Origin of the sequence: Streptomyces sp. ME02-8801-2C (genome assembly GCF_033793965.1) — a bacterium.
Taxonomy (GTDB): Bacteria; Actinomycetota; Actinomycetes; order Streptomycetales; family Streptomycetaceae; genus Streptomyces.
This window is the reverse complement of record NZ_JARAXP010000002.1, coordinates 277,740-301,919: the sequence shown is the minus strand read 5'-3', so window position 1 is coordinate 301,919 and position 24,180 is coordinate 277,740. Positions and strand designations below refer to the sequence as shown.

Here is a 24,180-nt window from a genome sequence, read left to right as displayed (position 1 = left end):
CTTGCTTCTGCTCGACTCTTGCCAAATCTTCCGAAGGCGCGCACGATTCCCGTCATCAAATTGACGAGTTTTGACGAGAGGATGCACGCGTGGACGACGATCGGCCCGATGTGCTGCTGACCGGGCTGCTCTTCTTCGACCTCGTCCTCACCGGCCTGGGCAAGCCCCCGACGCCCGGCGAGGAGATCTGGACCTCGGGGATGGGCACCAGCCCCGGCGGGATCGCGAACCTCGCCGTGGCCGCCGCCCGGTACGGTCTGCGGACCTCGCTGGCCACGGTCTTCGGCGACGACGCCTACAGCGCCCACTGCCGGACCGTCCTCGCCGACCAGGAGGGCGTCGACCTCTCGCTCTCGCGCACGGCGGACAGCTGGCACACTCCCGTCACCGTCTCGCTCGCCTACGACGGCGACCGCGCCCTGATCACCCACGGGCAGCCGCCCCCGTACTCCCAGGACGCCCTGCTGGGCGACCCGCCCGACGCCCGCACCGCCCTCGTGCACATCGAGGCCGAACCTCACCGGTGGCTGGCCAAGGCGGCCGCGAACGGCACGCAGATCTACGCGGACGTCGGCTGGGACCCCACCCAGCAGTGGTCCTCCGACCTCCTCGACCAGCTCGCCCTGTGCCACGCCTTCCTCCCCAACGAGACCGAGGCGATGGCGTACACGCGTACGGACACCGCGGTCGCCGCGCTGGGCACGCTCAGCGAGCTGGTCCCGGTGGCCGTCGTCACCCGCGGCGGTGACGGCGCCGTCGCCGTGGACCAGACGACGGGCGAGTACGCCGAGGTACCGGCCCTGCCCGTGGACGTCGTGGACTCGACGGGTGCCGGTGACGTGTTCGGCGCGAGTTTCGTCGCGGCCTCGCTCGGCGGCTGGCCGCTGGAGGAACGGCTGCGGTTCGCCGTACTGGCCGCCTCCCTGTCCGTACGGGAGCGTGGCGGGGCGCTGGCCGCGCCCGGCTGGTACCACGTCCACCGCTGGTGGCACACGCTCGACGACCCCGAACTGCGGCGCGCCTACGGCTTCCTGGCCGACCGGCTGCCGGCCGATCCGGGGCCCGCGGTGCGGTTCGCACCCGTCACACCCTGACCTTTCCCCCACTTCCCGACCCCTTACCGACGTACACATATACGCACTTTACGTACTTACGCACCGAACAGATCCGAAAGGCGGTGGGAGCTGTGCAGCTCTCACGAAGAGGCCTGCTGCGCGCGGGACTGGCCGGTACGGCCGCCACCGCGCTCGGCGGCCTGGCGAGCGGCTGCGCCGTTCCGACCGGCTCCACCGGGCGCGAGATGGTCCTCTGGTACTGGAGCGGCGGTCTGAGCGACACCGTCGTCAAGAACGCCAGGGCCCGCTTCGACAGCTCGGTGGACCTGCGGGCCATCCAGATCGGCGGCCAGTACCGCTCCAAGCTGATCACCACCATCACCGGCCAGGCCCACATCCCCGACATCGCGGGGCTCAAGGGCGAGGACATGGCCGCGTACCTTCCGAACGCGGACCAGTTCATCGATCTGCGGACGCTGGGCGCGGAGAAGTACAAGAGCCAGTACCTGCCCTGGAAGTGGGACCAGGGGATCGCCGACGACGGCACGATGGTCGGCTTCCCGATCGACTGCGGGCCGGTCGCGCACTTCTACCAGTACGACGTCTTCCGCAAGGCGGGCCTGCCCTACGAGCCCGACGACGTGTCGAAGCAGCTCTCCACCTGGGAGGCGTTCTTCGACGCGGGAGAGCAGCTCAAAAAGCGCCTGCCCGGCACCCAGTTGCTCACGGACGTCAACTCCGTGTTCGAGAACGTCGTCCAGCAGGGCGCGAAGCGGTACGTCGACAAGGACCGCCACTTCATCGGCGACCAGGAGCATGTGCGCCGGGCCTGGGCGCTCGCCGTGGAGGCCAAGCAGCGGAAGATCGTCTCGGACCTGGTGAACGGCACCCCGGACCAGTTGTCGGCCGTGCAGGACGGCAAGCTGCCCAGTCAGCTGGGCGCCTCCTGGGCGACCTTCGACCTCAAGAACGGTGTGCCGAAGACCAAGGGCAGGTGGCGGATCGCCGACATGCCGGTGCGGCCCGCGAACAACGGCGGATCGTTCCTGTCGATCACCAAGGCGTGCCGGGAGCCCGAGCAGGCGTTCCAGGTCATCACCTGGATCCTCGACGCGGCCAACCAGGCCCAGGGCTACGTCGACGCAGGCCTCTTCCCCTCCACGCCGGCCTCCTACGAGCTGGGGCAGCTGCGGGAGGCCGATCCCTTCTTCGGCGGCCAGGTCACCACCGACGTCTTCGGACCCGCGGCGCAGAAGATCGTGGTCGCCTACAACAGCCCGTACGACATCGCGCTCGGGACGCCCATCAAGGACGAGATCAAGAACGTAGGTGTCCTCGGCAAGGACCCGAAGAAGGCCTGGAGTGACGCCATGAGCAAGTGCCGTCGGATCGCGAAGCACCTGGGGGTGAGCTACTGATGGCGGTCATCGAGCGCACCCCGCCCGCTGTCGCGCAGCGGCCCGCACCGGCCGGCCCGAAGAAGGGCTGGCGCAAGTACTGGCACCTCTATGCCGCGATCTCCCCCTTCTATCTGATCTTCCTCGGCTTCGGCCTGTTCCCGGTCGGCTTCTCGCTCTATCTGTCGTTCCACCGCTGGGACGGTCTGGGCTCGATGGAGTGGGCCGGGCTCTCCCAGTACCAGTACCTGCTGAGCGACAGCGACTTCTGGAACTCGATCGGCAACACGGTCATCATCTGGGCGCTGGCCACCTTCCCGATGATCCTGCTGGCGATGGTCACGGCCGTGATGCTCAACTCCGCGGTCCGTTTCAAGAGCCTGTACCGCGTCGCGTACTTCCTGCCGAACGTCACCTCGGTCGTCGCCATCGCGATCGTCTTCGGCTCGATCTTCTCCACCAACAACGGTGTGGTGAACGCCGTTCTGCACGGCGTGGGCATCGACCAGGTGGCCTGGCTGAACACGCCGTGGGGCATCAAGGTCACCATCGCGGCGCTGATGACCTGGCAGTGGACCGGTTACAACGCGATCATCTTCCTCGCCGGGCTCCAGACCATCCCGGGCGAGCTGTACGAGGCGGCGCGCATGGACGGCGCCGGGCCGGTCCAGACGTTCTTCCGGATCACGCTGCCGCTGCTGCGGCCCACGCTGCTGTTCGTGCTCGTCGTCTCGACGGTCACGGGTCTGCAGAGCTTCTCCGAACCACAGGTCCTGCTGCAGACCTCGTCCAACGACTCCACGTTCGCGGGCGGGCCCGGCCACTCCGGCCAGACGATGGTCCTCTACTTCTTCCAGCAGACCTTCGACAACAACGACTTCGGGTACGGGGCCGCGGTGGCGTGGGGCATCTTCCTCGTCGTCGTTCTCTTCTCGATCATCAACTGGCGCCTCGTGCAGCGCCGGGGCGACTAGGAAGGCGCGCATCATGGCATCCGTCAAGGGGTCCCGCCGCAGAGGGCTCGCGCTGCACCTGCCGCTGATCATCGGCACGCTGATCTCGGCCTTCCCGTTCTACTGGGCCGTGATCATGTCGACGCACAGTTCGTCGGAGATCTTCTCGTACCCGCCGAAGCTGCTGCCCGGCACGCACTTCCTGGAGAACGTCCGCAACCTGTTCGACGCCATCGACTTCTTCGGGTCGATGTGGAACTCGCTGCTGGTCGCGACCTGTGTGACGTTCCTGGTCCTGCTCTTCGACTCGCTGGCCGCCTTCGTCTTCGCCAAGTTCGAGTTCCCCGGCAAGGGCGTGCTGTTCGGGCTGCTCATGGTGATCTTCATGGTCCCGGCGCAGCTGTCGGTCATCCCGCAGTTCGTCGTGATGGCGAAGATCGGCTGGATCGGCTCGATGACCGCGCTGATCGTGCCGGCCGCCGCCAACGCCTTCGGCATCTTCTGGATGCGCCAGTACATGAAGACGGCCATCCACGACGAGCTGCTCGACGCCGCCAAGCTCGACGGCGCGCACTTCCTGCGCCAGTACTGGCACGTGGCGCTGCCGGTGGTCCGCCCCGGTCTCGCCTTCCTCGGCATCTTCACCTTCATGGGCCAGTGGAACGACTTCGCCTGGCCCCTGATCTCCCTCACCAACCCCGACAACGTGACCCTCCAGGTCGCGCTGTCACAGCTCAACGGCACCCACGGCACGACCGACTACGGCATCGTGATGACCGGCGCGCTGCTCGCCCTCGTCCCGCTGCTGATCGTGTTCGCGATCGGCGCCAAGCAGATCATCGGCGACCTCGCGAAGGGGGCTGTCCGCGGATGACAAACGATCCGCTGCTGGCGCTGCGCCCCTGGGAGTCCCCCGAGCTGACCTCCTGGGGGCGGCTGCCCATGAACGCCGTCGACCGGTGTGCCGGGGCGATCTCCCTGGACGGCGACTGGCGCTTCCAGCTGCTGCCGGGGCCCACGGCCGAGGTGGGCGACGACTGGTCCTCGGCCCGGGTTCCCGGCGCCTGGACCCTCCAGGACACCGACGACCTGCCCTGGTACACCAACGTGCGGATGCCGTGGCCCGACGTCCCGCCCGCCTCGCCGGCCGCCAATCCGACGGGCGTGTACGAGCGCGAGTTCGACGTTCCGGCCGAGTGGGCGGGCCGGCGGATCGTGCTCCAGGTCGGCGCCGCCGAGAGCGTGCTGCTCGTGCACGTCGACGGGCGGCCGGTCGGTATCTCCAAGGACTCCCATCTGGCGGCCGAGTTCGACCTCTCCGACCTCGTGTGGCCGGGCGCCTCGGCCACCGTGCGGCTGACCGTCGTCAAGTGGTCCGACGCCACCCACATCGAGGACCAGGACCAGTGGTGGCACGGCGGCATCACACGGTCGGTGCTCCTGTACGCGACGGACTCGCTGTACCTCTCGGACGTCACCGTACGGGCGCCGGCCTCCGGTGAGCTGCGGGTCGACTGCCGGGTGCGGGACGCGTGCGGGGCGCTGCCCGGGGGCTGGTACGTCACCGGTGAGATCGACGGCCAACTCCTCGTCCAGGACGCCGAGTTCGACCGCGCCAACGCCGAGGACGACCGCGTCTCCGACTTCCTCGGCGAACCGCGGCTCGGCGCTCACCTGTCCGACGTACGCGCCTGGACCGCGGAGACGCCCGAGCTGTACGACCTGACCGTCCGGCTGCACCGCGCCGACGGAACGGTCGCCGACACCTCGCGGCACCGGGTCGGTTTCCGGGACGTCGAGATCGTCGGCCGGGACCTGCTGGTCAACGGGGAGCGGATCTACGTCCGGGGCGTCAACCGGCACGACTTCCATCCGCTGACCGGGCGGACCGTGTCGTACGACGACATGCGCGCCGATCTCGAGCTGCTGAAGCGGTTCGGGTTCAACGCGATCCGCACCGCGCACTATCCGAACGACCCGACGCTGTACGACCTCGCGGACGAGCTCGGTTTCTACGTGGTCGACGAGGCGGACATCGAGTCGCACGACCACGCGCACGAGATCGCGGACGACCCGCGCTATCTGAACGCCTTCGTGGACCGGGTCTCGCGGATGGTCCTGCGGGACAAGAACCACCCGTCGGTCATCATCTGGTCGCTGGGCAACGAGTCCGACTACGGGGCGAACCACGACGCGGCGGCGGGCTGGCTGCGCCGGCACGATCCGACCCGGCCGCTCCAGTACGAGGGCGCGGCCAAGCTGGGCTGGGCCGATCCGGCGGTCGCCTCCGACATCGCGTGTCCGATGTACGCGGCGCTTGAGGACTGTGTCGCGCACGCCCTGTCGGGCGAGCAGACCAAGCCGCTCATCCAGTGCGAGTACTCGCACGCCATGGGCAACAGCAACGGCACCCTCGCGGACCACTGGGCCGCCATCGAGTCAACGCCGGGACTTCAGGGCGGGTTCATCTGGGAGTTCTGGGACCACGGAATCCTTCAGTCCGTGAACAGCGGCAGACCGGTCGGGCGCGAGGGCGCCGGGCTCTATGACAACGGTGTCGCCGCCCCCGGCATGCGCTGGGCGTACGGCGGCGACTTCGGCGAGACGATCCACGACGGCGCCTTCATCGCCGACGGTGTCGTCTTCCCGGACCGCACGCCCAAGCCGGTCATGTACGAGCACCGGGAGATCGCGGCTCCGGTGCGCCTCGACGCCTTGCGGCACGAGGGGCTCGTGCTCTCCAACCACCAGTCCTTCCGGGGCCTGGACTGGCTCGCGGCCACCTGGGAACTGACGCTCGCGGACGGCCGTACCCTCACGGTGCCCGCCGAACTCCCGGATCTGCGCCCGGGTGAGACAGCGGCCGTGCCGCTGCCCATCGAGCTGCCGGAGGACGGCGGCGAGGCCTGGCTGACCCTGCGGGTGACGACGGCCGGCGACGAGCCGTGGGCCCCGCGCGGCACCGAGGTGTGCGTGCCCCAACTGCTGCTGCGGGCCGCGCCGGACACCTCGGAGGCGGCGGTCGCGGGACCGCGCGTCAAGGTCGACGCGGACGGGCTGCTGGTCCACCCGCTGCTGACGTCCGCGCCCACGCTGTCCCTGTGGCGGGCCCCGACCGACAACGACGAGCTGGGCGGCATGGCGGCCCGCTGGCGGTCCTGGGGCCTCGACGCCCTCGTACGAAAGCCGGTGGACATGCGGCGCGACGGCGGGAGCGTGACCGTGCTCGCCGAGTACGCCGGGAACGCGGGCGTCATCCGCCACGAGCAGGTCTTCACCCCGGTCCGGGGCGGCATCCGCGTCGAGGAGAGCGTCGAACTGCCGGACGCGTACGCCGATGTGGCGCGCGTCGGTTCCGTGTTCGAGACGGTGTCGGGGCTCGACCTGCTGGAGTGGTTCGGGCAGGGCCCCTGGGAGTCCTATCCGGACCGCGCCGCCGGGGCGCCCGTCGGGCATCACTCGGCCCCGGTGGACTCCCTGTTCACCCCCTATCTGCGCCCGCAGGAGAGCGGCGGACGGCACGGTGTACGACAGTTCAGGCTGTCGGCGCCGGACGCCACCGGTCTCGCGGTCGTGCTGGACCGGCCGCGCCAGGTCTCCGTGACCCGGTTCCGCGCCGAGGACCTGACCGCCGCCACGCATCACGACCAGCTGACGCCACGGCCCGGCTGTGTGGTGCACATCGACGCGGCACACCGGGGGCTCGGCACGGCGTCGTGCGGCCCCGACACCTTCCCCTCCTATCTCCTGCAGCCGGGCACCCACCACTGGGCCTGGACTCTCCGCACGCTGTAGGGCCTTTGTACGTCGGCCCCCCTCCCCCACACACCTCCTCTCACCTCACAGAACCTCTACGGAGTCAGTTGTGTGCACCTCGCACGAGTCCGGGCACGAGCCTGCCCTGGAAGCACCCCAGGCAGGCGCCGGACGGCGTACCTTCCTGCGGGCGACCGCGCTGATCGGGGCCGCGGCCACCACGTCCGTCGCCCTGCCGACGGCCGCCGAGGCCCTGACGGACAAGGCCCGTTCGTCGTGGCGGCCCGACACCGAGAGCCGCCGGTTCACGCTCGCGGTGATGCCGGACACCCAGTACCTCTTCGACGGGCCGAGCATCGACAGGGCGCCTGTCGAGGCGTCACTGCGCTATCTGCTGGAGCACGGGCGGGACGAGAACATCGTGTTCCTGTCCCACCTGGGCGACCTCACCCAGAACGGCGCCGCGCCGGAGATCGCCGCGATCGGTGAGGCGTTCCGGCTCCTCGACCGGCGGGGCGTCGGCTACAGCGTCCTCGCGGGCAACCACGACGTGAAGTCCTCCACCACCGACCAGCGCGGTGCCTCCCCGTACCTCGACGTGTTCGGGCCGGAGCGGTTCAAGGGAAAGAAGACCTTCGGCGGCGCCTCCGCGGACGGCTACAACACCTTCCACGTGTTCCAGGCCGGCGGCCGGGAGTGGCTGGTCCTCGCGCTGGACTGGCGGCTGTCCGACAAGGGGTACGCGTGGGCGAAGGACGTCCTGGCGAAGCACCCGACCCTGCCGGTGATCCTCACCACGCACGAACTGGTCGTCGAGGACGACTCCCTGTCGGACTACGGGCAACAGCTGTGGGACCGGCTGATAGCCGACCACGACCAGATCTTCCTCACCCTCAACGGGCACTACTGGCCCGCCGGGCGCGCGACGCGCAGGAACGCGGCGGGACATGACGTCGAGCTGCATCTGACGAACTATCAGAACCGGTACTTCGGTGGCGCGGCGATGATCCGCCTCTACCGTTTCGACCTCGACCGGAACACCATCGACGTGGAGACGGTCTCCCCGTGGATCCTCGGCCGGGCCGCGAAGGGGCTCAACGAGCTGGAGCGGCAGGAGATCGAACTCAGCGGTGACGCCGACCGGTTCTCCGTCGACATCGACTTCGCGGAGCGCTTCGCCGGCTTCGCCCCGGTGCCCGCGCGTCCCGCCCGCCCGGCGTCGAAGATGGTGGTCCCGGGCACGGTGGCCTACTGGCGCTTCGACGGGCAGCAGGACGGGGCCGCCCTCACCGGCACGGTCCGCGACCGGTCCGGCCACGGCAACGACCTCACCCTGGTGTCCGTCGGCGGCGGCACGCTGAACTGGTCGAGCGACCACCACCCGCACCAGCCCGGCCACGGCAGCCTCGACTTCAACGGCTTCAAGTCGCCGCTGAAGGGCGCCTATCTGCGCACGGTCGACGGAGCGCCTCTCAACTCTGCGACTTTCAGGGCTGGTTACACCATCGAGGCGTTCTACCGGCTGCCCGCCGACTGGGACCCCGACCACCACGCCTGGGCCGGAGTGGTCAGCCGTACCGGGACCGGTGGCGCCGCCGGCAAGACAGCCGATGACCCGGACGAGCCGCTGGCCACCCTCTCCCTCTCCAACGACCGCGAGCCCCAGTGGGCCATGCGGCCCCTCAACCAGCAGGGCATCGCCACCAACTGGGGCCAGGAGACACCGCTGGAGACCTGGTGGCACCTCGCCGTCGTCAACGACGGCAGGCACACCACGCTGTACGTCCAGGGCTGCCCGGTCGTCCGCAACCCGACGGCCACCTCGACCGGCATCACCTCGGTCGGCCTGCCCTGGCTGCTCGGCGGCTACGAGTACGCCGGGAAGATCGACCAGATCCTGCACGGCCGCCTCGGCGACGTACGGATCGTCGAACGGGCGCTGCCCGTCAGCTCGTTCATGAACCACTGACACACACCACTGACAACACCACCACTGACACACCCCGTCGGGCTCCGCCAAGCCTTCTGGACTCCACAGTTCTCCAGCTCCCACCCGACCCCAAGGGACTCACAGACCATGTCAGAGCAACAGCTGCCTGCCTGGGCCGACCCCGACGTCTCCCCCGCCGGCCTCGACGCCCAGGGCGTCTCCCGCCGTCAACTCCTGCACCGGGCAGGCCTGTTCGGCGCCGCCTTCGCCGCCGGTTCACTGGCGACGCCCGCCGCCGCCTCCTCCTCCGGGCCGCGGCGGCTCGGCGGCAGTGACCCGCGCCTCGCCTACCTCGTCGGCGACCATCACATCCACACCGTGTACAGCCACGACGCGAAGTACACGTTCTCCCAACTGGCCGCCGCAGGCGAGAAGTTCGGCCTCGACTGGATGGTGTTCACCGAGCACTCCAACTTCGGGCACGCCCAGTTCGGCGCCCCGCTGGAGCACGCCGAGATCCTCAAGGCGCGGGCGGAGAACCCGCGTCAGCTGATCTTCCAGGGCCTGGAGTGGTACATCCCGGGTGCCGAGCACTGCACGGTCTTCTCGCCGCCCGGCCGCCACGAGGTGGACCTGCTCACGCGGTTCGAGAGCGCCTACGACGGCAAGCTCCTCGGCTACACCGAGGGTTCGGCGGGGGCCGCGGACACCGCCCGCAACGAGGCGCACGCCGTCAAGGCGATCAAGTGGCTGGCCGAGCAGCGCCGCACCGGATACGTCGACGACGTGCTGGTCCTCGCCAACCACCCGATGCGGCTGGGCATCGACTCCCCGCACGAGATGCGGGGCTGGCGGGACGCGGCCCCCGAGATCATGATCGGCATGGAGGGCGCGCCCGGCGCCCAGGGCGCGGCCATCCCCGGCTGGCGCGGGGCCACCTCGATCCGCGGCGAGTACGAGAACAAGCCGACGGCGCAGTCCTGGCAGGGCTATCCGGCGGACGGGTATCTCACGTACGGCGGCTTCGACTGGGCGACCGCGACGGTCGGCGGTCTGTGGGACTCGATGCTGGCCGAAGGCAGCCTGTTCTCGATCACCACGAACTCCGACGCGCACCGGATCGTCTTCGACACCTGGAAGAACGGCGACTGGCCGGCCGGGCAGAACTTCGACAACACCGGCAAGCTGCCCGACCCGGTGAACACGGACACCCCGCAGCCCGGCAGCGACTTCTGGCCCGGCCAGTTCAGCCGCACGCACGTGGGCGTCACCGGCTACGGCTACCGCGCGGTGATGGCGGGCATGCGCGCGGGCCGCGTCTGGCTGGACCACGGCCACCTGCTGGACGGGCTCGACGTACGGCTGACGCGTGACTGCGACTTCGGCCGGGGTGTCACGCTGGGCGGCCGGCTCCGGGTACGCAGGGGCGAGAAGCTCACGCTGAACATCACCGTGACGACCGCATCGCGTCTCAACCCGCAGGGGATCCTGCCCGAGTTGGCGCACGTCGACGTGATCCGGGGCGCGGTGCGCGGTCCGGTCGCCGACCGGGACACCTGGCAGGCGCCGGACACGAAGGTCGTGAAGTCGAAGGACGTGACGGGGCGCACGGGGACGTACACCCTGCGGGTGCCGCTGACGGCGGGCGACGAGTCCTTCTACGTCCGCCTGCGCGGCAGCGACGGCAACCGGCACGGCGCCGGATACCTGGGTGCCGCCGTCGACCCGCACGGCCCGATCCCGCACGCGCCCGGCGACGGCGACCCGTGGGCCGACACCTGGTTCTATTCCAACCCGGTGTTCGTCGACGTCGTGGGCCACTGACTGACGACGCGTCAATTCTTGTCCCCGCGCGCGTTATCAGGCCTGTCGGGGCGCTCGTGCTCGGCGGCGGACGGAACGGCGTCCGCCGTCGGCGCGGGGTGGAAGGAGACGAGCTCCCCTGCAACGGGGGCTCGCCTCCATCCCGTTGGATCTGCGGGTCGGCGGGGGAGCCTCGTCGCTGCCCGGGACATCTGAGGCGGGCTCGTACCGGCAGGTCACGGGCTGACGAACCGATCCCCCGGGGCGTACCGTGGCCGCGTGACCACCGAGGAGTCGCTGCGGCCGCAGTCCCTGATGCTGACGTTCCTGGGCGACCAGGTGCTCGGGCGTGACGTCTGCGTGTACTCGGGCAGTGTCATCGACGTGTTCGCGCGAGCCGGCGTCGGCGAGCACGCGACCCGTTCGACGCTGACCCGGATGGTGTCCCGAGGTCTGCTGCGCCGCCAACGCGAGGGCCGGCGGATGTACTTCGGGCTGACCGAGCGGTCGGCGGCCGTCCTCGCGGACGGTGAGCGGCGCGTCTGGCACACCGGCGCGGTCAACCGGCACTGGGACGGCAGCTGGACCCTGCTCGGCTTCTCGCTCCCCGAGTCCTGGCAGCGCCAACGGCACGACCTGCGCTCGCAGTTGACGTGGAGCGGCTTCGGGCCGCTGTTCAACGGCCTGTGGATCGCGCCGGGCGAGGTCGACGTGTCCGCGCTGGTGACCGAACTCGGCCTGTCCGCCCATGTGAAGGTGTTCCGGGCGCACGCGGACGCGGGCATGGACATCGGCGCGATGATCGAGGAAACCTGGGAACTGAGCGAACTGGCCGCGCGCTACGAGGCGTTCGTGCAGCGGTGGCAGCCGTGGGAGACCGAGCTGCCGGCGGCGGACATGGCCCTGTCCCTGCGCTTGCTGGTCCAGGCCGAGTGGCTGGGGATCATCCGCGGGGATCCGCGTCTCCCGGTCAAGCACCTCCCCGACGACTGGCCCGCCGAGCAGGCCGAGAAGACGTTCCGGACGGTGTACGAACGGCTCACGCCGCTCGCCCAGGAGGCCTCGGAACGCCTTCTCGACCTCGTGCCCGTCCGCAAGGGCGAGGACGGGGAGAGGGAGAGCGACGGGGCCAGGGACGGGGATCAGGCGTAGAAGCGCGACAGGCTCTGCAGCACCGCCGCGGGCTTCGGGGCGCCCTCGATCTCGATCGTGCCGTCCACGGTGATCTGCACACCGCCCGGCACGTCCTCGACGTCGGCCAGCCTGCCGACCAGACGGATCTTCGAGCCGACCTTCACGGGCGAGGGGAAACGCACCTTGTTCAGGCCGTAGTTGACCTTCGTGGTGACGCCCTGGACGTCCAGCAACTCGGTGAAGAGCGGGATGAAGAGGGAGAGCGTGAGGTAGCCGTGGGCGATCGGGGCGCCGAAGGGGCCCTCGGCGGCCTTCTCCGGGTCGACGTGGATCCACTGGTGGTCGCCGGTCGCGTCGGCGAAGGTGTTGATGCGTTCCTGGGTGACCTCGATCCACTCACTGGTGCCGAGGTCGCTGCCGGCGAGCTTCTTGAGTTCGTCGATGCCGTTGACGGTGATGCTCATGTCGTTTTCCTTAAAGGGGAGTTGAGCTGACGTGTTTGTCTGCGGGCCGGTGGGGGCTTGTCGCGCAGTTCCCCGCGCCCCTTTCGGGGCGCGACACCGCGTCGGAGTTCATGCCCCCGCGCCGAAGGCCTTGCGGACCCGGGCCTTCAGGAGCTTGCCGGAGGCTGTTCGGGGGAGTTCGTCCGCGACGACGACCGACTTCGGGATCTTGTACTTGGCGAGCCGCCCGGACAGTGAGGCCAGTACCTCGTCCGCGTCCAGTGCCGCGCCCTCGCGGGGTACGACGACCGCGCGCGGCACCTCGCCCCACTTCTCGTCGGCGACGCCGATGACCGCGCACTCGACGATGTCGGGGTGGGCCAGGAGCAGGTCCTCGATCTCGGCGGGGTAGATGTTCTCCCCACCCGAGATGATCATGTCCTTGATGCGGTCGACGACGAAGACATAGCCGTCCTCGTCGACCCGGGCGGCGTCCCCGCTGCGGAACCAGCCGTCCGTGAACGAGGCGGCCGTCTCCTCCGGCAGGCCCCAGTAGCCCGGCATGACATGCGGCCCGCGGACCACGATCTCGCCGGGTTCGTCGACCTCGACGGGTGTCAGGTCCGGCCGTACCACCCGCACATCGCTGAAGAAGTGCGGCACACCCGCCGAACCGGCCTTGCTGATCGCGTGTTCGGCGTCCAGGAAGAGGGTGCCGGGCGAGGCCTCGGTCATGCCGTAGCCCTGGAGGAAGGTGAGTCCGCGCTCCTGGAACCTGGCGATGAGCGGGGTCGGCACGGGTGAGCCGCCGCAGGAGAGCATGCGCAGCGAGGACAGGTCGGCGTCGGCCCACCGCGGATGTCTCGCCACCTGGTCGAACATGGTGGGCACCCCGAACATGAAGGTGATCCTGTGTCGTTCGATGAGGTCGAAGGTGTCGTCCGGGGTGAAGGCCTCGACCAGGACACAGGTACCGCCCTTGAGCAGCACCGGCAGGGTGAGCATGTTCAGCCCGGCCGTGTGGAACAACGGGGCGGAGACCAGGGCGCGTTCGTCGGTGATGACGTCCTGATCGACGAGCACGTTGAGCGCGTTCCAGGTGAGGTTGCCGTGTGTGAGCATGGCGCCCTTGGGGCGGCCCGTGGTGCCCGAGGTGTACATGATGATGCAGGTGTCGTCGGCGGTGACCGGCGCGTCGATCGCCTCGGCCGAGGCGCCGGCGAGCGCCTCCTCGTACTCGGTGCCGACCTCGACGTACGCACGTACGTCCGTGTTGCCCGGCAGTCCGGCGACGAGGCCGGCGTGCGAGGGGTTGTAGACGAGGGCCTTGGTGCCGGAGTCGGCGAGCTGGTAGGCGATCTCCGGCCCGGCCAGGCGGGTGTTGAGCGGTACGAAGACCGCGCCGAGCGTGCCCGCCGCGAACAGTGTCTCCAGGTAGGTGGGGTGGTTCGGGCCCAGATAGGCGATCCGGTCGCCACGGCGCACACCCCTCTCGCGCAGGGCGTGCGCGAGGCGGGTGGTGCGCTCGTACAACTGTGCGTAGCTGATCGTGGTGTCGCCGTGGATCAGGGCGGTGCGTTGGGGGGTCTTGCGGGCCCGGCGGGCGGGCCAAGACCCCAGTCCCTCGTTGCGCATCGTTGCGCCCCTCTACGAGTTACGAGACATGAGTCGGGGAGTCAGGGCTTCGTGAGCCCGAGCAGCCGGGCCGCGTTCTCCTTGAGGATCTTCGGCCGGACCTCGTCCTTGATCGGCAGCTTCTCGAAGTCGGCGAGCCAGCGGTCTGGGGTGAGCACCGGGTAGTCCGAGCCGAAGAGGACCTTGTCCTTGAGCAGCGTGTTGGCGTACTGCACCAGCTGCGGCGGGAAGTACTTCGGCGACCAGCCGGACAGGTCGATGTGCACACCCGGCTTGTGGGTGGCGACGGCGAGGGCCTCGTCCTGCCAGGGGAAGGAGGGATGGGCCAGGATGATCTTCATATGCGGGAAGTCCGCGGACACGTCGTCGATGTGCAGCGGGTTCGAGTACTTGAGCCTGATCCCGCCGCCGCCGGGGACCCCGGCGCCGATGCCGGTCTGGCCGGTGTGGAAGAGCGCGATCGTGCCGGTCTCCTCGATCACCTCGTACAGCTCGTACGCCACCGAGCGGTCGTTGGGGAAGAAGCCCTGGATGCTGGGGTGGAACTTGAAGCCCCTGACCCCGTACTCCTCGACCAGCCGGCGGGCCTGCTTGACGCCCGCCCGGCCCCGGAAGGGGTCGATGGAGGCGAAGGGGATCAGGACGTCCGGGTTGGCCGCGGCGGCTTCGGCGACCTCCTCGTTCGGGACGGGCTCGGTGCCGGTCGCGGACTCGGCGTCGACCGTGAAGATGACGGCGGCCATCTTCCGCTCGCGGTAGTACGCGGCGGTCTCCTCCAGGGTCGGCTTCCGCTTGCCCTCGACCTTGAAGTAGGCCGACGAGGCGTCGTGGAGGTCGTCGTCCAGGGACGAGGTGCCCTTGGAGGAGATCTCGGCGTGGGTGTGGACGTCGATCGCGACGAGTTCCTCGACATTGAGGTTCGCCATGGTTACGCCTCCGGGAACTTGGGGGCGGGGACGCCCACCGACTGGAGCTCGGCGCCGACCGAGGTGTGCCATACGTCGGCCAGGGTCTCCGGGGTCCAGCCGCCGTCGGCGTACGCGGCCTTTATCTCCTGCGGGTGCGACCAGAGTGCCACCTTGTCGCCGCCGATGCCGATGGCCTGGCCGGTGATGCCCCGGGCGGCCTCGGAGGCGAGGAAGGGGACGAGGGCGGCGCAGTCCTCGGGGGTGCCGAAGCCCTCGCCCTTGCGCAGGAACGCCGGGAACGGCTCGCCGTTCTTCAGCGCCTCGACGTAGGGGGCGAAGGCCGGGATCGTCTCGGTCATGGCGGTGGCGGCCACCGGCACGATCGCGTTGACGGTGATGTTCGCGCGGCCCAGCTCCATCGACCAGGTGCGGGCGAAGGCGGCGATGCCGGCCTTGGCGGCGGAGTAGTTCGTCTGGCCGAAGTTGCCGCGCTGGCCGGCCGGCGAGCCGACGAGGATCAGCGTCCCGCCCTCACCCTGCTCGCGCATGCGTACGGCGGCGGCGCGGGCGCAGGTGAAGGTGCCCTTGAGGTGGGTGGTGATCACCGCGTCGAAGTCGTCGTCGCTCATCTTCCACAGCACCTTGTCGCGCAGGATGCCCGCGTTGGTGACCAGGATGTCGAGCCGCCCGAACTCCTCCACCGCGCGGTTCACGAGCCGCTCGGCGGCCTCGGTCGTACCGACCGGGACCACTTCGGCGACGGCGGTGCCGCCGGCCGCGGTGATCGACTTCACGGCCTGCTCGGCCACGTTCTCGTCGACGTCGTTGACGACCACGGAGGCGCCGGCGGCGGCGAGAGCGTGCGCGTAGGCGAGGCCGAGGCCACGGCCACTGCCGGTGACGACGGCGACCTTGCCGGTCAGATCGATGCTGGACACGAGGGGGTCCCTTCACAAGACGAATCCGCTGCTGGATCGAAGCTAAGAGCAATAATTGTTGACGTCAATAGTTGTTGCCGTCAGACACGTGGGTCATGCTGGAATCAGCACATGGAACGGCCCCACCCCGGGGCCTCGACGAGGGAGCCCGCCATCGCCCGCCAGCAGGACGTCCACAACCCCGCCCCGATCGACGCCCACGAGCCCTGGATGCGCGGCCTGCACTCGGACACCGGCTACCTGCTGTACCGGCTGGGCCTGCGCTCGGGCCAGTTGTTCAACACGTTCCTGCAGGAGTCGGGGCTCCGGCTGCGCCACTACGCGGTGGTCCGTTTCCTCGCCACCTCCACGGGCGTGCTCCAGCGCGAACTGAGCACCTCGCTCGGCTACGACCCGAGCGCGATCGTCGGCCTGGTGGACGACCTGGAGAAGCTGGGCTTCGTCGAACGCCGCCCCTCCCCCGACGACCGGCGCAGCCGGATCGTCGTCGTGACGGCGGCCGGCCGCGCCTTCCTCCGCGACACCGACGAGGCCGGCCGGCGCGTGACCAACGAACTCCTCGACCCGCTCGACCAGGCGGAACGCGAAACCCTGCACACCCTGCTCCAGCGACTCACGGAGGACGGGCTCAACTAATGTTGGGCAGAATATTGACTGCCGCTTATTTGGTGCCTAACTTCACCTGGGCACCGGTTCGGTTCCTCCCGCCGGTGACGTCCCCCACGACATCGGCATCAGGGAGCTCCCCGTGCAGCCGTCCCGCTCGCCCTCCACCCCCACCCCCCAACTCCCCCCGGACACAAGGGAGTTGCGCCGCGTCGCCCTGTCCGGACTGCTCGGCACCACCGTCGAGTTCTACGACTTCCTCGTGTACGGCACGGTCGCCGCGCTCGTCTTCGGCGATCTGTTCTTCCCCCAGGCGGACCCCGCGGTCGGCACCATCGCCGCCTTCGGCACGTTCGCCGCGGGCTATGTCGCCCGGCCGCTCGGCGGCATCGTCTTCGGCCACTTCGGCGACCGGCTCGGCCGCAAGTCGATGATGCTGCTGACGATGGTCCTGATGGGCTGCGGCAGCTTCCTCATCGGGCTGCTGCCGACGTACGACGCGATCGGTGTCTGGGCCCCCGTCCTGCTGGTCGCCCTCCGGGTCGTCCAGGGCCTCGCGATCGGCGGCGAGTGGGGCGGCGCGACCCTCATGGTCGTCGAACACGCCGAACGGACCCAGAGTTCCCGGCGCGGTCTGTGGTCCAGTGCCACCCAGCTCGGTGCCCCGCTCGGCTCCGTGCTCTCCGCCGGTGTGGTCACCCTCGTCTCCACGCTCCCCGACGACCAGTTCCGCTCCTGGGGCTGGCGCATACCGTTCCTGCTCAGTTTCGTCCTGCTCGGCGTCGGCCTGTTCGTCCGGCTGCGGGTCGCGGAGAGCCCCCTGTTCGCCGAGGGCAGGCGGGAGACCTCCGCGAAGCCGCCGGTACTCGAAGTGCTGCGCCGCCCCAAGCCGGTACTGCTCGCCTGCTGCGTGGGCATCGGAGCCTTCACCGCCCAGTCACTGCTGACCGGCTTCATGATCTCCTACGCCACCGGCAACGGTTACAGCCGCTCACAGGTCCTCACCGCCGTGACCATCGCCTCCTGCGTGGCGCTGGTCGTCCTTCCCACCGCCTCCGCGCTCACCGACCGCGTCGGCCGCCGCCCGGTGGTCCTCGCCGGCGCCCTCGCCTCGGCCGGGCTCGCCTTCCCTGTGCTGTGGCTGGTCGACTCCGGTTCGCCCGGACTGCTGATCCTCGCCCTCATCCTCGGTCACGGCATCGCCCAGTCCACGATGTACGGGCCGCTGGGCGCCCTGTTCTCCGAGATGTTCGGCACGAAGGTGCGCTACACGGGCGCCTCGCTCGGTTACCAGGCGGCGACCCTGGTCGGCGCCGGGTTCTCGCCGCTGATCGCGACCAGCCTGCTCGCCTCGAACGGCGGCGGCAGTACGCCGGTGTCGCTGCTGCTGTGCGGCGGCGCGCTGATCACGGCGGTCACCGTGTGGCGGATGCCCGAGACCCACACCGACACGCTCGACACCCCCGTCCCCCTCCCGCAACAGACCCCCGCTCCCGAAGGGATCCGCCCGTGAGCTCCCGCACCCTCGTCCTCCTCGCCGCGGCCTTAGTCACCACCCTCACCACGCTCTCGCCGTCCGCTCAGGCCGCCGCGCCCGCCGAGCGCGTGGAGGGCAAACTCCCCTCCGGCGCGACCTACCTGATGGACATGCCGGCCGACTGGAACGGGACCGTGCTGCTGTTCAGTCACGGCTACCGCACCGTCGGGGACCCCAACCCGGCCCAGAACGCGCCGACTCCGGACGTGCAGCAGCGGCTCGTCGACGCCGGTTACGCGCTCATCGGATCGTCGTACGCGTCCAGCGGATGGGCCGTCACCGACGCCGTCCCGGACCAGCTGGCCACGCTCGACGAGTTCACCCAGCGGTTCGGCGAGGCCCGGCGGACGATCGCCTGGGGCCGGTCCTACGGTGGCCTCGTGACGACCGCCCTGGCCGAACGCCACGCCGACCGCTTCGACGGCTCGCTGTCGATGTGCGGCCTGGTGCAGGGCGGGGTGGCCAACTGGAACAGCACACTCGACCCCGTCTTCGCCCTGCGTACGCTCCTCGCCCCGGACTCGGGCATCCAGCTCACCGGATTCGCCGACCAGGCCGCGGCCAAGTCGGCCGCGAGCGCCCTCTCCGCGAAGGTCACCGACGCCCAGCGGACGCCGGAGGGCCGGGCCCGGATCGCGCTCGCCTCCGCGCTGCACAACATCCCCGGCTACAGCGACGCCTCACAGCCCGCCCCCGGGCCCACCGACTGGGACACCCAGCAGGCCAACCAGTACGCGGCGGTCACCGGCCTGATCCTCAGTCCCGCCTCCATCCGGCGCCAGGAGGCGGAATCCCGGGCCGGCGGCAACGTCTCCTGGAACACGGGCGTCGACTACACCCGGATGCTGCGCGGGTCCTCGGTATACAAGGAGGTGACCGAGCTTTACAAGAAGGCGGGACTGTCGTTGCGCGACGACCTGAAGACACTGAACAAGGCCCCCCGGATCAGCGCCGACCCCGCCGCCGTGAAGTGGATGAGCCGGACCAGTTCGTTCACCGGCCGGCTCACCGATCCCCAGCTGAACATCCACACCACCGGCGACGGACTGGTACCCGTACAGGTGGAGAACGCCTACCGGCAGGCTGCGAACGCGGCCGGCTCGGGCAAGCTGCTGAGCCAGGCCTACGTCGACGCCCCCGGCCACTGCACGTTCAACACCGTGGAAACGATCGCCGCCCTGCACACCCTGGAGCACCGCTTGGACACGGGACGCTGGGACACCTCCGCGAGGATCCTCAACTCCCGTGCGGCGCAAGAGGATTCGGCGACCCCGGCGCGCTATGTGACCTACCGGCCGACGCAGTACCCGCGCCCCTACGACCTGGCGCGCAACCACGCCTCGACCCCTCCGGGAGCTGCCCGCCCATGACCACCCGTTCCGCGCCCGACCGACTGCTGTCCGTGCTCAGCGCCTTCGACCACGAGCACCCGGCGCTCTCCCTCACGGACATCAGCCGGCGGGCCGGGCTGACCCTCACCACCACCCACCGTCTCGTGGGCGCCCTCGCCGACTGGGGCGCCCTGGAGCGGGACGAGGCCGGCGTCTACCACGTCGGCCTCAGGCTGTGGGAGGTCGCGGCGCTCGCCCCGCGTGGGCTGGCACTGCGGCAGATCGCGCTGCCGTATCTGGAGGACCTGTACGAAGCGACGCACGAGAACGTGCAGTTGGCGGTACGGGACGGCGGCGAGGTCGTCTACATCGAGTGGCTGTCGGGCCGTTCGGCGGTCGGCGTGCACATCCGGGTCGGCGCCCGCTGGCCCCTGCACGCCACCGGCGTCGGCCTGGCCCTCCTCGCCCACGGCGATCCGGAGCTCCAGAACCACTACTGCGAGGGCCAGTTGGCCTCCTTCACCCCGCACACGATCACCGACCCGGCCAAGTTGCGCCGCGTCCTGGCCGAAGTCCGGCGCACCGGCGTCGCGGTGAGCAACCGTCAGGTCACCGACGACGCCCTCTCGGTGGCGGCCCCGGTACGCGGGGCCGGCGGGGCGGTGACCGCCGCGGTGTCGGTCGTCGTGCCGTACGTCGACGCCCAGATCCCGGTTCTGGTGCCCGCGGTGCGGCTGGCGGCGCGGGGCATCTCCAGGGCTCTGGGGTGGCAGCCGGAGCAGCAGCACTGAGTCGGCGTCGCGCATCCTTACCTGAATCTCAGACAGCGGGCGCCCTTTTCAAAGACCAAACCCATACAGAAGATGCACGATGCACGCTCATCGTCGATCACTTCCTGGTCGTCCAGAAAGGCGTGCTGTGGGTGCTGCGCACATATCCGACCCGTCCGAGCAGGGTGGCCGGCCTTCGTCGGCCTGGTCGCGGCGCGGGATCCTCGCCGCGCTCGGTGCCGTCCCGGCCGCCGCGCTGACCGGCTGCAGCGGCTCCTCGGACGCCTCGTCGACGACATCCGGCGCGACCGCGTCGACGAAGGCGGCCAGGAAGGCCGTCGTCACCGTCACCCCCGCCGACGGTACGCGGCACGCCGACTTCACCGCGCCCGTCGAGGTCACGGTCACCGGCGGCACTCTCTCCAGCGTCGCGATCGCGAGCGACCGCGGCGGGCTGACCGGCGTCATGAACGAGGCCCGTACGAGGTTCACCTCCACCCAGCACCCGTACTCGGGGACCACGTACACCGTGTCGGCGCACGTCACCGGGGCCGACGTGCAGACCGCGACCTTCACCACCGCCTCGCCGTCCGCGACCTTCGTCGGGTACTTCACGCCGGAGGCCGATTCCACGTCCGGCGTCGGTATGCCCGTGTCGATCAACTTCACGGAGGCGGTGACCGACCGGGCCGCCGTCCAGAAGGCGATTACCGTGACCGCCGAGCCGGCCGTCGAGGTGGTCGGGCACTGGTTCAGCGACACCCGGCTCGACTTCCGGCCCGAGACCTACTGGGCCGCCGGCACGAAGATCACCCTCGGTCTGCGGCTCAAGGACGTCCAGGCTTCGGAGGGCGTGTACGGCACCCAGTCCAAGGACGTCACCTTCCACATCGGCCGTGAGCAGATCAGCACGGTCGACCTGGCGGCGAAGACCATGACCGTACGGCGGGACGGTGCGACCACGGCCACCTATCCCGTCTCCGGCGGCGACCCCGAGCACACCACCTGGTCCGGGATCATGGTGATCAGCGAGCGGTTCAAGCAGACCCGGATGGAGTCCTCGACGGTCGGGCTCGGCGACGAGTACGACATCCCGGACGTCCCGCACGCCCAGCGTCTCACCACCTCCGGCACCTTCGTGCACGGCAACTACTGGGCCCCGACCTCGGTGTTCGGCAGCAGCAACACCAGCCACGGCTGTGTCGGCCTGCACGACGCGAAGGGTGCGAACGACTCCACCGTGCCGGGTTACGAGTTCTACGACAGCTCCATGATCGGGGACGTGGTCGTCGTCGAGAACTCGGGCGAGGTGACGGTCGACCCGGCCAACGGACTCAACGGCTGGAACATGTCCTGGGCCGACTGGAAGGCGGGCAGCGCGATCTGAGCTGGATCCCGTCCGTACATTCATGTCTTCATCGGGTGAACTCACCTGTGGCGGAAGGAATTTCCGGGTTTCACCTCTTGACGGCCGGAGTCACCGGGAGCACATTGGGCCCACTTTGAGAGCGCTCTCAAGCTCTCTCGAAGACACCCGCGCACCCCCACTCCGTACCCGAAGAGGCACCCATGAGGGACACTTCAGGCACTTCGCTCACTTCAGGCCCACCCGTCAAACGCGGCCCGCTCCGGCGCGTGCTCGTCGCCGTCGGCGCCGTCCTCAGCCTCGCGGCAGCCGCCGTGTCGGTGGCCCAGGCGGACGCGCCGACGCCGCCCACCGGCTGGACGCAGGTCTTCCTCGACGACTTCAACGGCACCGCCGGGACCGGCGTCAACACCACCAACTGGCAGTACGCGACCGGGACTTCGTATCCCGGCGGCCCCGCCAACTGGGGCACCGGCGAGATCGAGACGATGACGAACAGCACGAGCAACGTCTCGCTCGACGGCAGCGGCAACCTCCGGATCACCCCGGTGCGCAACTCCGCCGGCAGCTGGACCTCGGGCCGCATCGAGACCAACCGCACCGACTTCCAGCCCCCGGCCGGCGGCAAGCTGCGCGTCGAGGCCCGCCTCCAGGTGCCGAACGTCACCGGCGCGGGCGCCCTCGGCTACTGGCCCGCGTTCTGGATGCTCGGGGCGCCCTACCGGGGCAACTACCAGAACTGGCCGAGCGTCGGCGAGCTGGACATCATGGAGAACACCCAGGGGCTCAACACCATCTGGGGCACCATGCACTGCGGTTCGAGCCCGGGCGGCCCCTGCAACGAGACGACCGGCATCGGCGGCACCACCAGCTGCGCCGGCACGACCTGCCAGGCCGGCTTCCACACCTACCGTATGGAGTGGGACCGTTCGGTGAGCCCGGAGGCGATCCGCTTCTACGTCGACGGCACCAACTACCACACGGTGACCGCGAACCAGGTCGACGCGACGACCTGGGCGAACGCCACGAACCACGGCTTCTTCATCATCCTGAACGTGGCGATGGGCGGCGCCTTCCCCAACGCGTTCGGCGGCGGTCCTGACGCGGGCACGGTCTCCGGGCGTCCGATGGTCGTCGACTATGTGCAGGTGCTCCAGTCGACCACCGGCGGCGGCACGACCACGCCTCCGCCGACCGGCACCCGGGACGCGTACAGCGCCGTGCAGGCCGAGTCGTACAACAGCCAGTCGGGGACCAGCACGGAGACCACCACCGACACCGGCGGCGGGCAGAACATCGGTTCGCTCGCCAACGGCGACTGGGCCCTCTACCAGAACGTCAACTTCGGCTCCTCGGCCGCGACCCAGTTCGTCGGCAGGGTGGCGAGCGGGGCCGGGTCGGGCGTGAGCGGACTGGTCGAGGTGCGCCTGGACAGCCGTACGGCCACCCCGATCGGCAGCTTCTCCATCGGCAACACGGGCGGCTGGCAGAGCTGGCGGACGGTGCCGGCGAACATCAGCTCCGTCACCGGCACCCATGACGTCTATCTGACCTTCACCAGCGGTCAGCCGCAGGACTTCGTGAACGTGAACTGGTTCAACTTCGGTCGCTGACCGGGGTGTTGTAGTGCTTTGAGAGAGGGGCGGGCCGGCCGGTCCGCCCCTCCCCGCGTTCTCCGCGCAGCTCGGCACGGAACGCCACCGGCGTGGTCCCGGTGTGCAGTTGGAAGAACTTGGAGAAGTTCGCCGCGTCGGGGAAACCGACAGCGGCACCCACGCGCCCGATGGGCAGCGATGTGTGCGCCAGCAGACGCTTGGCTTCCAGAGTCACCCGCTTGTCGATGAAGCCCTTGGGCGTCTCACCTGTCGCCGCGCGCACCGCGCGGACGAGGGTGCGGCGGGAGTAACCGAGGGCGTCGGCGTACGCGCTGACGCTGTGGTTGGTGGCGAAGCCCTTCTCGACGGCGTCCCGGAACAGGGTGAACGTGGTGTCGGCAAGTCCGCGTGGCGCCTGCGCGGAACTCGCGGCGAGGTGGGAGAGCCGCAGCAGGAACGCGGTGAGCGAGTGGCGCAGTACGGAGGTGTGCAGGCCGAACGGGAGCGTGGCCGTGTCCTCGTACTCACGGCCCAGCTGGGCCAGGGCCGCCCGCAGGCCCGCGAGTTGGGGTTCGTCGGGGCGCAGCAACGGGGGCAGGTCGTAGCGGTAGAGGCCGGTCTCCTCGACCGTGGCCCGGGGCAGGAAACCGGGTTGCATGGTGAGGACGGTGCCGTGGTACCCGCTGGTGCGGGAGAAACGGTGGACCTGACCCGGGCGGATCCACAGCAGGTCGCCCGCTGCCGCCTCGTGTTCGGCGAAGTCGACCATGTGGGTCACCGGGCCGTCGTCGAACAGCATCACGATGTGGAAGTCGATGCGGTGGACGCGCTCCAGCGGGGCGTCCTCGTGCCAGGTGCGGTCGGGCGACATCGCGCCGACCTGCATGCCCACACCCAGGACGCTCAGATCGACAGGGAAGGGAAACGTCCTGATGCCGTCACCGTCCTGGCCCGCGCCCGGGACGCCGCCTTGGGATGTTCTGTCCGCCATGTCCTTCTCTTGCCGCGTCGACCCGAGCCGCC

Annotated in this window: 19 protein-coding genes; 14 read left to right on the top strand and 5 right to left on the bottom strand. The window is 69.8% G+C overall.

The window, feature by feature from the left end; all coding sequences use genetic code 11:
- The first annotated feature begins 89 nt into the window (after window positions 1-89).
- The 8 genes from PV396_RS05990 (at window position 90) to PV396_RS05955 (ending at window position 12,046) form a co-directional block, all read left to right on the top strand.
- Window positions 90-1,094 carry a carbohydrate kinase family protein gene (locus PV396_RS05990; protein ID WP_319201145.1) on the top strand — a complete coding sequence of 335 codons (1,005 nt, stop codon included), beginning with the start codon at window positions 90-92 and terminating at the stop codon, window positions 1,092-1,094.
- 92 nt (window positions 1,095-1,186) lie between these two features.
- Window positions 1,187-2,473, top strand: a complete 1,287-nt coding sequence (locus PV396_RS05985; protein ID WP_319201143.1) for an ABC transporter substrate-binding protein — start codon at window positions 1,187-1,189, stop codon at window positions 2,471-2,473.
- On the top strand, window positions 2,473-3,426 hold the full coding sequence (locus tag PV396_RS05980; RefSeq protein ID WP_319201141.1) for a sugar ABC transporter permease: 954 nt from the start codon (window positions 2,473-2,475) through the stop codon (window positions 3,424-3,426). Before PV396_RS05985 ends, PV396_RS05980 begins: the two co-directional genes overlap by 1 nt.
- 13 nt (window positions 3,427-3,439) lie before the next feature.
- Window positions 3,440-4,279, top strand: a complete 840-nt coding sequence (locus PV396_RS05975; RefSeq protein ID WP_319201139.1) for a carbohydrate ABC transporter permease — start codon at window positions 3,440-3,442, stop codon at window positions 4,277-4,279.
- Window positions 4,276-7,200, top strand: coding sequence for a glycoside hydrolase family 2 TIM barrel-domain containing protein (locus tag PV396_RS05970; RefSeq protein WP_319201137.1), 2,925 nt, complete (start codon window positions 4,276-4,278; stop codon window positions 7,198-7,200). The genes PV396_RS05975 and PV396_RS05970 overlap by 4 nt, the downstream gene beginning before the upstream one ends.
- A 70-nt stretch (window positions 7,201-7,270) precedes the next feature.
- Entirely contained in the window at window positions 7,271-9,130 is a 1,860-nt protein-coding gene (locus PV396_RS05965; protein ID WP_319201135.1) for a LamG-like jellyroll fold domain-containing protein, read from the top strand.
- A 108-nt stretch (window positions 9,131-9,238) separates the two neighbouring features.
- A complete protein-coding gene (locus tag PV396_RS05960; protein ID WP_319201133.1) occupies window positions 9,239-10,915 on the top strand; it encodes a PHP domain-containing protein in 1,677 nt (558 codons plus the stop codon).
- 258 nt (window positions 10,916-11,173) lie between these two features.
- The gene (locus tag PV396_RS05955) at window positions 11,174-12,046 is read left to right on the top strand and encodes a PaaX family transcriptional regulator C-terminal domain-containing protein (RefSeq protein ID WP_319201131.1); all 873 of its coding nucleotides are present in this window, start codon (window positions 11,174-11,176) and stop codon (window positions 12,044-12,046) included.
- Here PV396_RS05955 and PV396_RS05950 read toward each other — a convergent pair.
- The 4 genes from PV396_RS05950 to PV396_RS05935 form a co-directional block, all read right to left on the bottom strand.
- On the bottom strand, window positions 12,037-12,492 hold the full coding sequence (locus PV396_RS05950; RefSeq protein WP_053744816.1) for a MaoC family dehydratase: 456 nt from the start codon (window positions 12,490-12,492) through the stop codon (window positions 12,037-12,039). The genes PV396_RS05955 and PV396_RS05950 overlap by 10 nt on opposite strands.
- Before the next feature lie 108 nt (window positions 12,493-12,600).
- Window positions 12,601-14,106, bottom strand: coding sequence for an o-succinylbenzoate--CoA ligase (menE, locus tag PV396_RS05945; protein WP_319201128.1), 1,506 nt, complete (start codon window positions 14,104-14,106; stop codon window positions 12,601-12,603).
- 41 nt (window positions 14,107-14,147) lie between these two features.
- Window positions 14,148-15,032, bottom strand: a complete 885-nt coding sequence (locus tag PV396_RS05940) for an amidohydrolase family protein (RefSeq protein WP_319201127.1) — start codon at window positions 15,030-15,032, stop codon at window positions 14,148-14,150.
- Window positions 15,033-15,034: 2 nt separating this feature from the next.
- Window positions 15,035-15,952, bottom strand: a complete 918-nt coding sequence (locus PV396_RS05935) for an SDR family oxidoreductase (protein WP_319201125.1) — start codon at window positions 15,950-15,952, stop codon at window positions 15,035-15,037.
- A gap of 210 nt (window positions 15,953-16,162) precedes the next feature.
- On the opposite strand from PV396_RS05935, the gene PV396_RS05930 reads away from it, so the two are divergent.
- The 6 genes from PV396_RS05930 to PV396_RS05905 all read left to right on the top strand — a co-directional run bounded on the left by PV396_RS05930 (window position 16,163) and on the right by PV396_RS05905 (window position 23,175).
- Window positions 16,163-16,588 (top strand): MarR family winged helix-turn-helix transcriptional regulator, encoded by a 426-nt coding sequence (locus tag PV396_RS05930; protein WP_319202259.1) that lies wholly within the window; start codon window positions 16,163-16,165, stop codon window positions 16,586-16,588.
- A 112-nt stretch (window positions 16,589-16,700) separates the two neighbouring features.
- A complete protein-coding gene (locus PV396_RS05925; RefSeq protein ID WP_319201123.1) occupies window positions 16,701-18,071 on the top strand; it encodes an MFS transporter in 1,371 nt (456 codons plus the stop codon).
- Window positions 18,068-19,465, top strand: coding sequence for an alpha/beta hydrolase family protein (locus PV396_RS05920; protein ID WP_319201121.1), 1,398 nt, complete (start codon window positions 18,068-18,070; stop codon window positions 19,463-19,465). The genes PV396_RS05925 and PV396_RS05920 overlap by 4 nt, the downstream gene beginning before the upstream one ends.
- Window positions 19,462-20,217, top strand: coding sequence for an IclR family transcriptional regulator (locus PV396_RS05915; RefSeq protein WP_319201120.1), 756 nt, complete (start codon window positions 19,462-19,464; stop codon window positions 20,215-20,217). The genes PV396_RS05920 and PV396_RS05915 overlap by 4 nt, the downstream gene beginning before the upstream one ends.
- Window positions 20,218-20,344: 127 nt before the next feature.
- Entirely contained in the window at window positions 20,345-21,583 is a 1,239-nt protein-coding gene (locus PV396_RS05910) for a L,D-transpeptidase (RefSeq protein ID WP_319201118.1), read from the top strand.
- Between the two features lie 182 nt (window positions 21,584-21,765).
- The gene (locus PV396_RS05905; protein ID WP_319201116.1) at window positions 21,766-23,175 is read left to right on the top strand and encodes a glycoside hydrolase family 16 protein; all 1,410 of its coding nucleotides are present in this window, start codon (window positions 21,766-21,768) and stop codon (window positions 23,173-23,175) included.
- Here PV396_RS05905 and PV396_RS05900 read toward each other — a convergent pair.
- A complete protein-coding gene (locus tag PV396_RS05900; protein WP_319201114.1) occupies window positions 23,159-24,148 on the bottom strand; it encodes an AraC family transcriptional regulator in 990 nt (329 codons plus the stop codon). The genes PV396_RS05905 and PV396_RS05900 overlap by 17 nt on opposite strands.
- Window positions 24,149-24,180 lie beyond the last annotated feature (32 nt).